Raw genomic sequence first — 13,003 nt, 5'->3', positions numbered from 1 at the left:
CCCCCCCAGGTCATCGGTTCGACAGGGGGGAACAGTCATGCCGGGCCCGGAGGCCAGCGGCCCTCTTGCAGGACCGCGAAGAAGATAACGGGGGGGGAGGCAAGCGGACTGCTCTCGGCCCTGCCCTGCGGTGTCAGTGCCGTCGAGGATTCCATCCCTCCGATCGGAGAACCGTCGATACGGCAGCCCACGGGCAGTCGAGTGGGACTCACTCCCGCGTTGCGCCAGTGCTGTGACCGCATAGGTTGGCGGGGTGGGCGGTGGCGGTTGGATGTGGGGTGATGACCGATCCGACCGCTGGAGGTGCGGTGGCCGAGCCTGTCCGTGCGCGCAGGCTGACCGCCCCTGCGTCGACCACTGCATCCTGCTACTCGGTGTAACGGACTGCCCTCTTCACATCAAGTTCCACTCCGGCCCGCATCGCGCCTTGCTCTTTCGCGTGCTCGGTGACCGCGGCCTGTACGTCGCGGGCGAGGTCGCGCCATGTCTGCCACGCGGTCTCGTAAGCGGGCGGGTCACCTTGGCCACGCAGGGCCTGCACGGTGGCGTGCGCCTCGTCGGCGGCGCGTTGCTTGTCCAGGAGTTCTTCGAAGGTGTGTGTCACGTAGGGACTTTACGCCGTGCAGCACTGACCCTCTCGCCGCGACCCGTGCAGCAAGGGACCGGGTTCTTTGACCAGCCGTGGATCGGGCAGCCGTGGCCTGACCGCGGCCGTGGTCAGGCCCCGTGGACAGAGGCCGATTCGGTCATGTGGCAAAGCTGTCCCCCAGCTCAGCGTTGCTCGAGAGCGAGACCCGAGCCGCTGACGGCATTGCAACGTGAGGCGTCTGGCAGAAACATCACGCTCATCGCCATCGGCTTCATCGGCACGCTGGTCGCCGCCTGCATCGAAACGGGGGCACGCGAGCCAACGCCGACATGCTGCCGAACGCGGCGGGACGGCTACTCCTGTCCCGAATCCCAGAGGCGTGTGACATCGCAGGGTGATTTCGGCGGTGGGCCGACGCGCCCGAGAAAGACGTCGGCCTCCGCCGCTCACTGCGGCGAGGCCGAACTCCAGTAGTGGGCAAAGGATTTGAACCTGCGGCCTCTGGCTTATGAGCCCAGCGAGCTACTGAGCTGGTTCACCCCGCGTCGGTTGGCCCACCGTGCAACGTGTTCTGGGCCAAGTGCGGCCGCAGCGAGGCCAGTCGATGCTTCGTGGCCTCGTTGAGCACGCCCCCAGAACGCCCGAAGTCGCCGCTCCTCGCGATGCCCGGAAAGCGAGCGAGGGGTTCGTCGACGACATCCACGCTTCGATCGCCGTTATCGCCCCGGCCCAATCTGTGGCAAGTCCGCTTCACTCGTGAGAGTTGGGCGCTCTTGCGCTGCTGAACACGCAGCACCGGACTCGCGTACTCTCACATGCCTGCCGCATGGCCGGGCGTAGCTGCCGGCGGAATCGGGGAGGGGACGGTGCCGAGGTGATAACGGATACGGACTGGGGCGACCGAGGGCTGTGCAAGAGCGTCGACCCGGAGGAACTGTTCGTCGAGGGAGCGGCGCAAAACAGGGCGAAGGCCGTGTGTACCGGCTGCCCCGTGCGCACCGAATGCCTGGCCTACGCCCTGGACCAGCGCATCGAGCACGGCATCTGGGGCGGCATGACCGAACGCGAGCGGCGGGCGCTCCTTCGCCGCCGACCGACCGTGACGTCGTGGTGGCGCCTTCTGCACACCGCCCGCGTGGAACATGAACAGCAGACCTGTGCCGCCGTCCCGGCCGAGGTCGGCATCCGGGTATTGCACGAGGCGTGCTGACCGCACAGGCGGGCTTCATCACATCACGCCAGATCAGGGCCTTGCGGAATGGCCGATACGCGGACAGCTCCAGCAGGAGCGGAGGAACGTTCGGCAAGATCCGCCGTCACCTCCTCCGTCGCTTCTCCTCTAGTGCAACCACCCGCCCAGGCGGGGTGAGTCTGTTGGATGTGCTCCGGTCTGATCCATCGCGGCACCGCGGTCTCCTGCTCGGGAACGATGCCGGACTTTCGGCCCGTACGCATCGGCCGCAGAGGAGACCTCGGGGCAGCGGACCCGGCGACGGCGGACGGCCGGGAGCGTGCGCGGGAGCCCATGCGGACAGCTCAATGCACCGCCTGGACCCGGGTCATCAGCCCATGCAAGCCGGCGGGCGCAGGAGCGTGGCCTGGTCCTCGCCGTCTCTCGGGTACGGGGCGCGCGGGTCGGCGGTCATCATGGGCGTTCCGTCCGGGTGAGGTCGTAGCCCTCGACCGACCGGTGAGAAGAGGAGCACTAGCCCCCCCGTCGCCGTCGCGAGGAAAGCCGCAGCGAACGCTTACTGGCCTAGCTGGCCTACCAAGCCGCCTAGCACCAGCCCGCCGTCCTCCGGCCCCCTCGAGTTGCCTGTTCAAGCGCTCACACCCGGGCAGGGGCAGAACGACGGAGAGCCCCGGCCGGGCGAGCCGGCCGGGGCCCTGCCGCGTCACGCCGCTGCTTTACCTCGTGCCGCAGGGGCGGGAAGACGGGTCAGTGGTGGCGGTCACCGCCGCGGTGGTCACCGCCGTGGCGGTGGTGGCCCCAGGAGGTGTCGTCGATGAAGCGGTCGTGGTCGTTGCGCAGGGTGGCGGTGTCGGAGCGGTTGTCCCACACCTCGTTGTGGCGGTCCATGTAGAGGTCGCTGTCGGTGTCGTGGCCCCTGCCGGTGTGGACGCGGACCGTGGCGCGGCCTTCCAGGCGGTAGTGGTTGAAGGTGTAGGTGTCGCCGTCCTCGTTCTTCAGCGTCCAGCCGTCGAGGTTGACGGTGCGACGCGAGGTGTTGGTGACATCCACCCACTCCTTGTTCAGTGAGCGCCGCGAGCGGTCGTCCCGGCCGGGCGCGTCGTACTGGACCGCGCTGATCTCCACCTTCGTGCGGTCGGGCCGGGCGTGGTCGGCCGCCGACGCCGGCAGCGCCACCGCCCCCACGACCGCAGCGGCCACCAATGCGGCGGCGGAGAGACGACGGGCGGTCACCGTGGAAGAAGACACAAGGCCCCCATGCTGTACGAGCACCCCCGTGCCCTGCCGCCCTGACAGCGGGTCGGTGGGGACGGGTTGGTGCGGTGTGCGGGTGGCGGCCGGTCGGCCGCACATCCACACCATGGCCTTGCCGTGCAGGTTGTGAACGGATTACGAGCGGTCCGTTACCATTCGCCCATATTTCCGCAACTCTCGCTTGTAACGTCCATTCATGCGGCGTATGCGCGAAGTTGACGCCCTGTCGTGCAGAGACCCCGTACGGGCCTTGGCCGCCCCGCCGCTATCGCCAGGACGCGCCACCCCAGCAGCTGCGAGGCCGTCACCCGAAAGTGCGTAACAGCCCCTCGAACTCTGCGCCGGTGCCGGTGCTTACGAGCGGCTGGTCGCGGGCGGCGTGCTGCTGTGTTGGTCGAAAAGACGATGAGCCGCCGATGACGCCGTCGGCGTGACATCGCCCGGCAACCGCAACCGCATAAGGTCGCGCGGGCCTCTCCCCCTGCACATCCACCCGCTACCGAAGGAGCCCGACGTGACCATCGCCCTTGAACCCCGCACGCCGCAGGCCTTCGTCGACCCCTACGCCGCCGACCCTGCCCAGACCGTCTGGCCTGCGGCGGCCACCGGGCAGGACAGGGACTGCCTGCTGCCGCCGCCCAACCCCGCCGAGCGCCTGAGCACCCTCATCGATCCCCGCGACCAGCGCCGCCTGGCCCTGCACGCCGCACTGACCGTCGCCGGCATCCCGCCCCGGCCCGAGGACCGCGACGCCATCGACCAGCTCAGCGCCCTGCCCGCCAGCATCAACACCACGCTGCAGCGCTGGCTGCACCACCCGTGCTGAAGCGGACACACACGCGGGAACGAGAACGGACCGACCGGCCCGGCCGCGAATGCGGGCACAACGGGCCGGTCCGGGTCCGCCGGCGGTGTCACCGTCGTCGTCACCGGCCTCCATACCGGTGACGTCACCGTCACCCGCCGACCATCCGGAAGGCCCGGAAGAACGCAGCGCACCTGCGGATCACGCTGGACCACCTCGGCTGTCCTGCGCAGAAGACCAAGTGGGACCGCTCAGTCGGACAGTGGTGTGCAGTGCACGTTGTTTGCTCCGCCGCTCTGGCCGGCGATCCGTCCCCCGTAGCTCACACAGTGCCCGGGGTGGCCGATGTACACCGGACCGGCGTAGGTCGTGTAGAAACCGTCATCGAACTCGGGGTCGGGGTCCTGGGCGTCCGTGACCGACGCCAGCATGGACACGGCGGTGCCGGGACGGGCGCGCACGGTGACCACGCAGTCCCGTCCGGTGGAGGGGTTGTACGTCAGGTAGACCGTGCCCGCCGTACCGACCGGTGCCGAGTCGACCACCGTGTAGCCCGCCCCGCAGACACCGTTGTACTTCGCCGGCGGCGTCGCCGCCCCTGCCTGCGGTGCGACGGCCCCCATGGCGCCGACCACGGCGGCCGTGACCGCTCCGACCGCTGCGGCACGCTGAATGATGTTCATGTGAATCCCCCGTTTCGTCGACTGCCCCAACAGCTTGTCGACTTCGAAGGGTTTGACCGTCGTCACCCGACCAGCGTTGTAGGCCACCCGCACCGGTTACCGAACCCGGACACGGAGCGAACGGGTCCGTGGCCGTGTCTCCTCGAGAGACATTGGGGAAGAACTCGCCCTCTTCGTCGCCATCCCCGGGAAGGGGTGGGCCACCGCGGTCACGGGGACGGATCTCCGGGTGGCCGGTCTTGGCGGCCCATCCGTCCGGGCAGATGCCCTGCGGTTGGCGTCGGGGTCGCGGCCGTACGTGTTGCGCTCACCGTGCTCGCCGGTACCACCCCTGCGGTACCGGAATCTTCTCGACGGGTCTGTGCCGGTCGCTGGTATGAGAAGGCCCCGGCTGGACGGGGGAGCCAGCCGGGGCCGTGGCGTGCGGAGGGCGGTCGCCTCTCGGCGGGTTGCTCCATGGGGCTTCAGCCGGACGATCGTCCCCATGGGCGGAGGGTGAGGCCCGGGGACACTGTCCCCTCCGCCAGCCACATACAGACGAACGGTCAACCGTTGTGCGGTGTTCCCGCTCGTTGCCCTGGTCGCGGTGAGCTGGAGCACAGCGGTCGTAGGTTCAGCTGGTGAAGTCGGCGACCAGGGCGGCGAATTCGTCCGGGCCGGCCAGGCGGATGCCGAGGGCTTCGGCCTTGGCACGCTTGGATCCGGCGCCTTCCCCGGCCACGACCAGGGTGGTCTTCCGGGAGACGCTGGAGGAGGAGCGGCCACCGGCGCGTTCGATGAGTTCGTTCATCTGGTTGCGGCTGAGATTTTCCAGCGCCCCGGTCATCGCGCCGGTGACCACAACCGTCATCCCGGCCAGCGGCCCGACCGCCGCATCCGTGCCGCTGGCAGCGGCATCAGTGTCGCGGGCCGCGGGCGGTGCGGTTGCGCCGGGTTCGGTCATGTTCACCCCTGCCGCGGCGAGTTTGTCGATGAGCGGAGCGAGTTCGGCGAGTTCGGCGACGATCGAGGGTGCTTTCTCGGTGCCGATGCCCTCGACCTGCTGCATCGCTTCTGCGTCGGCGGATCGGATGTTGTCCATGGTGGCGAAGTGACGGGCGATGCGGCGGGACATGGAGCGGCCGGTGCCACGGACCCCGAGCGCACACAGGACCCGCGACAGCGGCTGGTCCTTGGCCGCGGCGATCGCGGTGAGGAGGTTGTCGGTGCTGGTCGCGCCCATCCGTTCCAGTACAAGGAGTTGGTCGCGGGTGAGGGTGAACAGGTCGGCGAGATCGGCCACCAGGCCGGCCTCGACGAGCTGCACGATGCGGGTGGCGCCCAGGCCCTCGATGTCGAGCTGGTCGCGGCCGGCCGCGTAGGACAGGGAAGCGACCAGGTGGCAGTTGCGGCCCTGCTCGCACCGCCAGCGTTCCTGGCTGGTGTCGATGGCGGAGCCGCACCGCGGGCACACCTCCGGGAACACGATCGGTTGCTCATCGCCGGTGCGCAGGTGGGCGACCGGTGCCTCGATGCGCGGGATGACATCACCGGCACGGTGGACCATGACCTGGTCGCCCAGGCGCAGGTCTCGGCGGGTGATGTCGGCCGGGTTGTGCAGAGTGGCGTAGGTGATGGTGGCACCCTCGATCTCCACCGGCTCCAGGACGCCGCGCGGGGCGATGATCCCGGTGCGCCCCACGTTCCACTCCACGTCGATCAGGCGGGTGATCTTCTCCACGGCAGCCAGCTTGTAGGCGATCGCCCAGTGCGGAGCGCGCGAACCGGATCCTGCGGCCCGCTGGTCGGCGGCCAGATCGGCCTTGACGACGATGCCGTCGATACCGAACGGCAGCTCGGCGCGCAGCGCGGCGATCTCCCGCACGCGCTCCAGGACCTCCTCAACGGTGGCGGCGACGATTGCGGGGACCGCGGTGGTAGCTGTGGTGTTCACTCCCAGCTGCGCGCTCAGAGCCATGAGGTCGCTGTGGGCGAGCTCGCCCAGCCGTGCGGCGAGCTCGGTGTCGGTGTCGGCCAGCGGCAGCAAGCCGTAGCCGAAGAACGTCATCGGCACCGTGTAGGCGCGGTCCTTGGCCCGCAGGCTGCCCGCGGAAGCACCGCGCGGATTGGCGAACGGCTGCCCGCCGTGCGCGGTGCGCACCTCGTTGGCATGCTCGAACTGGGCCCTCGTCATGAGGACTTCGCCGCGCACCTCCACGGTGACCGGCTCCGCCAGCGTGTGGGGCAGGCCCTCGAGGGTGCCGATCGCGTGCGAGACGTCCTCCCCGGCGATCCCGTCGCCGCGGGTGATCAGCCGGGTCAGCCGGCCCTGGCGGTATCGGGCCGCGATCGCGAGGCCGTCGAGCTTCGGCTCGACGCTGAAACGCTGCGCCTCGCGGCCGACCCGTCTGGCCAGCGAGGCCGTCCAGGCCGTGAACTCTTCGGGTGAGAACACGTTGTCCAGGCTCAGCATCGCCACCGTGTGCGGCACATCGCCCACCACCGCCCCGCCGGCGACTTTGCCGGTCGGCGAGTCGGGCAGCACCTGATCGGGATGGTCCGTCTCCCACGCGGCGATGCCGCGTACCAGCCGGTCGTAGGCATCGTCGTCCAGCGCCGACGTGCCGCCCCCGTAGTAGGCCGCCGACGCCTTCACCGCGTCCTCGACCGCCTGCGCGTAGGCGGCACTGTCCATGATCTCTGCAGCGGGTGTCGTCATGCCCGTCATCCTGCACGCCGCCACTGACAACGGTACCGGCCCAGTTCACAGGGCTCCTCTGCGCTTCGGCTTCGCCGCCGCAGGCGCTCGTCGCCCTCACCCGCAGGTGCCAGGGCCCGGGATAGACTGCCCCGCCCCACTCCGACCGGAGGTCACCTCAGTGTTACCTGCACGGGTATTCGACGTTGCCCCGCTGGCTCTGGTGATTCTCGCCCTGTCCGGCTGCTCCTCCTGGGGCTGCACCGACACGACAGCGGAGCGCGGCAAGGCCGGTGTCAGGGTGCAGGTCGTGAACACGGATGGGCAGCCTCTCGGCGTCACCGCCGCGGTCGTTGACTGGCGGCTCGAGCCCCACCCACAGGTGCCCTCCGAAGGCGACCGGGTCCACTTCCGCTTCCGCTTCGACGGCGCCGACGAATATTCCGACCCCGCAGTGGACGCCTGCGCGGTCGACGAGGAGCGTGTGGCGTTGGGGTGTCAGACGGTCTACTCGTCCCAGGCGTTCGGGCCGGCCTACGATCCCCGCACGGGCGACGACTGGCTCGCCGTCGAGCACCCTGAGCAGGTTGCCGGAGTGTTGTTGATCCCCAATGACCAGTCCTACGACGGACGCACCTGTGAAAGGGACATCAAGGACGGTGGCGGGATGCATCCTCCGGAACCACCCAGCACGGGGGAACAACTGTAGGGAGGTCAAGGCGGTTGAGCGCGAGGCCCGGGTCTGCCGACACCCCGGTGTTTGTGCTGGTTGTGTGCCCGTCGCCCCTGTGGCACCTTGCTGCGGCCGCTCCGGGTTCTCAGGATCGGCCATCGCATTGGTTTCCTGATCGCTCTGGGCCAGTCCCGGCCGGACAGAGCGGGGTCCGATAAGGCATGCGGCTTCCGCGCGAACCGCGCCTACCTGCGTAGACGTGGCACCGGCTGCACAATCCCGGAGACCACTGAAGGGGCACCGCGCGGTGCCAGCGGGATACGAGAAACTGACTGTCCGTTACAAGGGTCCGTACTGGGCGCTGCCATCAACGAGTGGTTGTGACAAACCGGAGCTGGGGCGGCTCGCCGTGCACGACTTCGACGAGGTCCGCGTACCGGAAGGCGCCGATCGCCAGTGGCGCAACCGCATGACCGAGGCGTGGCTGCGTCGCGCGCTGGAGTACCAGGTCCGCGGAGTCGACCTCCTGCTGACCGGGCAGTCCCCGCTGGGAGAGGTCCTGGCCAGCCCCTCCGCCCCGTTGCTGGACGACATCGCGATCTGTCTGATCGACGTGTCCGACGAGGCCCGGCGCCGCAGGCTCACCGAGCGCGACGCGGACCGATGGGACGCCGCGGCGGTCGACGCTTTCCTCGGCTGGGCCGCCTGGCACCGCAAACACGTTCAGGATCCCCGATACCGCCCCGACGCCATCATCGACGGCAGCCGGCCCCGTATGGCCTGGCACCGCTGGACCAGCTGGACCGCCGACGACCGCCGACGACCGGCGACGACCGGCGACGGTGCACCCACTTGCTCGACACCTCGGACCAGCCTGTCGCGGCATCCGTAGCTCAGGTCGAGCAATGGGTGACCGAACAGCGCGACGCGCTCCGAACCGATGCCTGCCTGGACCGTGCCGCCGGGCAGGCGAGAGCCTGTCGTCGGCGCGTGCGGCGTCACCGTGTCCAGTACTGGATGTTGCGGAAGCGGGCCTCGGCGCGGCCGGAACCGTGGTTGTAGACGCCGTTCTTGAAGTAGCGGGTGGCTGGGCCCCGGTCGTCGACGGTCAGGACGAGGGAGTCGTCGAAGTAGACCCTGACGGTGCCGGTCCCGGTCCTCGCCTCGTGGGCGATCTTCACGTTGAACCAGGTGTCGTACGCGCCCGTCTTGAGCACTGTGCCGTCGTAGCGGCGTACGGTGCCGCCGCTGGTCTCGTAGATGTTGAGCATGATGTCGGTGGCGGGAGTGCCCGAGGGGTGAACGCTGCGCAGGATCTGAACGAAGGACGCCCCGTCGGTGCCGGACGGGAGGTAGACGTCGGCGTCCCACATGCGGTCGCCCGTGGTGTAGTCGACCTTCCAGCGCATCTCGGTACGCGGGTCTGTGGAGCTGCCCTCCTGGAACGGCTGGTCGGTGGCGTACACCCACATGCGGTCGACGCCGCCGCTGTAGCTGTGCCGGTCACTGAGGTCGAGGTTCCAGGGCTTCTGCCAGCTGTAGGTGAATGAGGTTTTGGTCCAGCCGTCGGTCGGGGAGGCGGCGGGCGCCGCGGCGGCAAGGGCGGCGGACGGCAGTGCGAGCGCGGCGCCGCCGGCCAGCAGACCGGCACCGGCCCGTAAGACGGATCTCCTGTTCATGTCGTGTTCCTTTCCGGTGAAGTGCGGGTGCGGAGATGAGGAGCGAGGGAAGCAGGCAACCTCAACACATCGGAGGAGTCAATGACTTGGACCAGACTATTGTCGTGAACTCAGGAGACTCGTGCGTCCGCCGCTGGCGATAGACCCGATGAATAGGGAATCTCTTCGGTGTCGGCCTGTGGCACAGGCCGACACCGAAGTGACTGCTAGACCCCGTCCGGCACCCCCTACGGTTTGCGTCGCCGACGGTCGGCACATCCCGTGCACGCATGTCCGGGCCGGAACCGCGCGGCAGGACGACGGGTTTCGTCCCGACCGAGCGAGACCCGATGCGACCGCACCCTTTCCTTCCCTTCCGCAGCCGCCCCCCGAGTTCGCCCCGTTCGCCGATGACACCGTCGACGCCGTGGTCCACGACGAGCCGCGCCCCGGCTTTACCGTGCACGCGCACCCCATCGGGGCCGGCCACCCGACCGGTCTGCGTCGCCGAGGAACGCCTCCTGCGTACACACAACTTAATCCTGAGGGTCACCGCGTGAAGCTTGTGCAGGAGCGCGGCTGAGCAGTCGTCGCTGCAGGGCCTCTTGGCAGCTCAAAGTTGCGTGCGCCGGTGAGGTTCAACGCGACGTCTCCGGCCTGGGACTGTGTCGCCCACCGGCTCGCAAACGCATCCGCCTATGCCGTGGCCCGGCCGCTGCTGCCGGTACCGTTCATGGCTGCGCGGACAGACGGACAGCCCGAGGCACACTGCCACCGCGCAGTGCTGGACGCGATCCGCTACTCAGTTGGCCAACCCTCGTGCCCTGGGCGAAGACCCGGCTCGAGCTCACGATCGAGATCGTCCACCGATCACCGAACACACTCGGCTTCGTCGTGCTGCCCCGCCGCTGGGTCGTCGAGCGCTCACTGTCGTGGATCGTGCGGGCCCGCCGCCGCTGCCGGGACCCCACGAGAGACTGCCCCAGGTCAGCGAACACTCATCACCTGGGCATCCATCACCCTCACGGCCGCCGCCTGACCACGCCCAATATCAATTCTCATCACCGTCACGCCGGCGAGGCGCTCTACGCTCCCGTCGGGGCACCAGTTGAGATCCGCCTCGTTGATATGCGCACAGGGGAGAGTCGGGTGGAGTGGGGACTGGGAGCTGCCGGCCTCGTGGTCGGGCTGCTGATCGCCGTGGTGACCGCCCCGGTCGGGGTGTCCGGAGCCGTATTCCTTCTGCCGGTGCAACTGAGCGTGTTCGCCGTTCCCAGCCCGGCCGTCACACCCACGAACCTCCTGTACAACGTCGTCGCAGGGCCCGGCGCCCTGCTGCGCTACCGGCGCGACGGAGCCCTGCGAGGGCCCCTCGTCCGCCGACTTGTGGCGGGCACACTCCCCGGCGTGGTTCTCGGCGCGGTCATCCGCGTCTTCGCCCTACCGGGCCCACACGTCTTCCGGCTCCTGATCGCCGCCTTGATGCTGCCGCTCGGCATCTGGCTGATCACCCGGACACTTCGCCCCACACACCCGGAGAGCCCGCACCCCGAGCCCGCGCCCCGGACAATCACCGGCCTCGCGCTCGCCGTCGGGGTCGTGGGCGGGATCTACGGCATCGGCGGCGGCTCCATCCTCGGTCCCATCCTGGTCGGCCGCGGCATCCCCGTCGCCAAGGTCGCCCCCGCCGCGCTCGCCTCCACCTTCGCCACCTCCGTCGTCGGGGCCTCCACCTACGCACTGCTGTCCCTGGCCAGGACCGGCAGCATCGCACCCGACTGGTTCCTCGGTCTGGCCTGCGGCTTCGGCGGGCTCATGGGCGGATACCTCGGCGCCCGCCTCCAACCCCGTCTGCCGGAGACCCTTCTCCGGCTACTGCTGGGCGCCCTCGCCACCACGCTGGGCACCCTTTACGCAATCGATGGGCTCAGTTGATCTCTGGGACAGGTCTGGCCGTACGCGGTAGGCCCCATCAGCACGTTGAACGCCAACGCCCTCCCCGGCACACGACAGTCCCCGCCCACGAGCAGCCCGAACCACTGGCTGCGGTGGATTGATTGCGAGTCGCTGACGGCAAAACGCAGCGCGCAGGACGCAAGAGCGGGTGTCGACAGGGCCGTCGCCCGCACGTCCGGACGAAGTGGTCGGCGACTGAGTTCCCAAGCCCGAGTGAACGGGCCATGTCGCAGGTCAACCTGATCACCAATCGGAGGACGGCACCGTCCGGTGGCAGATGACATCAGTTGCGGCGGGACCCGTGAGCCCGGCGAGGATACGGCCATGGACGGTGCAACAGACGATGTGAACCAGGCAATAGCGGGCGAGTTGCAGCTCATGGATCCGCGTGTCCGCGTCTCGCGGGAACGCGCCCGGCAGCTCCTCGACCCGGAGTTCGTGGAGGTCGGCGGGTCGGGGCGCCGATGGACGTATGAGGCCATGCTCGCCGAGCTGCCTGACCACCCGGGCAGTTCGGCGGAAGGTCCCCGCTATGAGCCCTCGGAGATCTCGGGGGTGCTGCTCGCGCCGGGTCTGGTGCATCTGACCTTCGAGACCACGCTCGGCGAACGCAGGACCAGGCACAGTTCGATCTGGCGCAAGACGGACCAAGCCGCAAGCTGGCGCATGTACTACCACCAGGCCACGCGCGTGCCGCCCGGCGTGGGCTGAGACCAGTGGCACCTCGCCGACGAAAACGACCCCTTGCCAACACCCGCGGGCTGGCAACGGGCGCCCACACGCGGCGCGATGCTCATCAGGCCCACGGCGCGATGTGTCGTCCACGATGCAACCCACTCCCCCGCCGGCCGTGCGCACACGGCGTGGCGCACGCCCGGTCCGGGGCGCACGGTGCAGGGCCCACCGCCCGGACGCGGCCACCGTCGCTGACGCCCTCTTCCGCGCCGACCGCCCCACCGCTCAGCGCCGCAGCGGCGCTCGGTCGGCCACCGCACGGATCCCCTCCTGCCCGCGTCCGTGAGCGAGTGGTCGGCGACTGAGGACTCGTCCCGTCCGGCCTGGAGACCGGTAGCCGAACTTCGGATCGACCGCCGGGTTTGCACACTTCGCTTCGGAGCGTGCATGGTCGCGGGAGCGCGTACTTCGGCCTTGGGGCACAGCGGTACAGCCGTTAACACTAAGCCGGTGATCTTGGGATCAGGGCTGGTCGTGGGCGGGACTACCGCAGCTCGGCGTTCGGGTGGGGCTGAGTCTGGAGCCGTTCACGGAGGTCGATTTCCTCGGGGGTGAGGGGGCCCTCGGGCCGGCGGATGCGTACGGGCTTGGGCCGCAGCGGCAGACCGTCGTCGGCCGCGGCTTCCTCGGCTTCCGCGAGCGCCCGGTTACTTCGCGGCGGTCTTCCCGCCGCGGGTGCGGCAGGCGGAGCCGACGGGCGCGTCACAGTCCGGACAGCCGTGACGTTCTACCGCCAATGCGGCCCGATCGGGCGTGAGATCCATCCGGGAAGCCTCTCAGA

General features: G+C 69.3%; 12 protein-coding genes and 2 pseudogenes. 8 read left to right on the top strand and 6 right to left on the bottom strand.

Features of this window, described 5'->3' with window-relative positions; translation table 11 throughout:
- Window positions 1–367: 367 nt before the first annotated feature.
- A complete protein-coding gene (locus ACZ39I_RS41565; RefSeq protein WP_467250917.1) occupies window positions 368–604 on the bottom strand; it encodes a hypothetical protein in 237 nt (78 codons plus the stop codon).
- Between the two features lie 811 nt (window positions 605–1,415).
- Here ACZ39I_RS41565 and ACZ39I_RS41560 point away from each other — a divergent pair.
- Entirely contained in the window at window positions 1,416–1,799 is a 384-nt protein-coding gene (locus tag ACZ39I_RS41560) for a WhiB family transcriptional regulator (protein ID WP_467250915.1), read from the top strand.
- A gap of 729 nt (window positions 1,800–2,528) precedes the next feature.
- On the opposite strand, the gene ACZ39I_RS41555 is transcribed toward ACZ39I_RS41560, so the two are convergent.
- Window positions 2,529–3,014, bottom strand: a complete 486-nt coding sequence (locus tag ACZ39I_RS41555; RefSeq protein ID WP_467248797.1) for a lamin tail domain-containing protein — start codon at window positions 3,012–3,014, stop codon at window positions 2,529–2,531.
- A 535-nt stretch (window positions 3,015–3,549) separates the two neighbouring features.
- On the opposite strand from ACZ39I_RS41555, the gene ACZ39I_RS41550 reads away from it, so the two are divergent.
- The gene (locus ACZ39I_RS41550; RefSeq protein ID WP_467250913.1) at window positions 3,550–3,861 is read left to right on the top strand and encodes a hypothetical protein; all 312 of its coding nucleotides are present in this window, start codon (window positions 3,550–3,552) and stop codon (window positions 3,859–3,861) included.
- Window positions 3,862–4,004: 143 nt separating this feature from the next.
- A pseudogene (locus ACZ39I_RS41545) lies at window positions 4,005–4,070 on the top strand (DUF6420 family protein); the annotation flags it as partial.
- Between the two features lie 21 nt (window positions 4,071–4,091).
- Here ACZ39I_RS41545 and ACZ39I_RS41540 read toward each other — a convergent pair.
- Both ACZ39I_RS41540 and ligA read right to left on the bottom strand, forming a co-directional pair.
- Window positions 4,092–4,523: a spore-associated protein gene (locus ACZ39I_RS41540; RefSeq protein WP_467250911.1), complete on the bottom strand. Its 432-nt coding sequence runs from the start codon at window positions 4,521–4,523 to the stop codon at window positions 4,092–4,094.
- 613 nt (window positions 4,524–5,136) lie between these two features.
- A complete protein-coding gene (gene ligA, locus ACZ39I_RS41535; RefSeq protein ID WP_467250909.1) occupies window positions 5,137–7,221 on the bottom strand; it encodes an NAD-dependent DNA ligase LigA in 2,085 nt (694 codons plus the stop codon).
- A 160-nt stretch (window positions 7,222–7,381) separates the two neighbouring features.
- On the opposite strand from ligA, the gene ACZ39I_RS41530 reads away from it, so the two are divergent.
- Entirely contained in the window at window positions 7,382–7,909 is a 528-nt protein-coding gene (locus tag ACZ39I_RS41530; RefSeq protein ID WP_467250907.1) for a hypothetical protein, read from the top strand.
- A gap of 373 nt (window positions 7,910–8,282) precedes the next feature.
- Window positions 8,283–8,765 carry a hypothetical protein gene (locus tag ACZ39I_RS41525; protein ID WP_467250905.1) on the top strand — a complete coding sequence of 161 codons (483 nt, stop codon included), beginning with the start codon at window positions 8,283–8,285 and terminating at the stop codon, window positions 8,763–8,765.
- Window positions 8,766–8,871: 106 nt separating this feature from the next.
- Here ACZ39I_RS41525 and ACZ39I_RS41520 read toward each other — a convergent pair whose 3' ends face one another.
- Entirely contained in the window at window positions 8,872–9,552 is a 681-nt protein-coding gene (locus tag ACZ39I_RS41520; protein WP_467250903.1) for a polysaccharide lyase family 7 protein, read from the bottom strand.
- Between the two features lie 828 nt (window positions 9,553–10,380).
- Between ACZ39I_RS41520 and ACZ39I_RS41515 the strand changes: the two are divergent.
- The 3 genes and pseudogenes from ACZ39I_RS41515 to ACZ39I_RS41505 all read left to right on the top strand — a co-directional run.
- Window positions 10,381–10,570 (top strand): annotated as a pseudogene (locus ACZ39I_RS41515) (IS5-like element IS4811 family transposase); the annotation flags it as partial.
- Window positions 10,571–10,680: 110 nt separating this feature from the next.
- The gene (locus ACZ39I_RS41510) at window positions 10,681–11,466 is read left to right on the top strand and encodes a sulfite exporter TauE/SafE family protein (protein ID WP_467250902.1); all 786 of its coding nucleotides are present in this window, start codon (window positions 10,681–10,683) and stop codon (window positions 11,464–11,466) included.
- 345 nt (window positions 11,467–11,811) lie between these two features.
- Window positions 11,812–12,198, top strand: a complete 387-nt coding sequence (locus ACZ39I_RS41505) for a nuclear transport factor 2 family protein (RefSeq protein ID WP_467250900.1) — start codon at window positions 11,812–11,814, stop codon at window positions 12,196–12,198.
- A gap of 671 nt (window positions 12,199–12,869) precedes the next feature.
- Here the strand turns inward: ACZ39I_RS41505 and ACZ39I_RS41500 are convergent.
- Window positions 12,870–12,986: a zinc finger domain-containing protein gene (locus ACZ39I_RS41500; RefSeq protein ID WP_467250899.1), complete on the bottom strand. Its 117-nt coding sequence runs from the start codon at window positions 12,984–12,986 to the stop codon at window positions 12,870–12,872.
- Window positions 12,987–13,003 lie beyond the last annotated feature (17 nt).

It is taken from the genome of Streptomyces sp. NPDC024687, from assembly GCF_055559055.1.
This window is presented reverse-complemented; position numbering and strand designations above follow the sequence as displayed.

Coding starts and splice junctions, on each gene's coding strand:
- ACZ39I_RS41505 (WP_467250900.1), top strand. CDS start 11,812: ATGGACGGTGCAACAGACGATGTGAACCAGGCAATAGCGGGCGAGTTG.
- ligA (WP_467250909.1), bottom strand. CDS start 7,221: ATGACGACACCCGCTGCAGAGATCATGGACAGTGCCGCCTACGCGCAG.
- ACZ39I_RS41540 (WP_467250911.1), bottom strand. CDS start 4,523: ATGAACATCATTCAGCGTGCCGCAGCGGTCGGAGCGGTCACGGCCGCC.
- ACZ39I_RS41560 (WP_467250915.1), top strand. CDS start 1,416: ATGGCCGGGCGTAGCTGCCGGCGGAATCGGGGAGGGGACGGTGCCGAG.
- ACZ39I_RS41500 (WP_467250899.1), bottom strand. CDS start 12,986: ATGGATCTCACGCCCGATCGGGCCGCATTGGCGGTAGAACGTCACGGC.
- ACZ39I_RS41520 (WP_467250903.1), bottom strand. CDS start 9,552: ATGAACAGGAGATCCGTCTTACGGGCCGGTGCCGGTCTGCTGGCCGGC.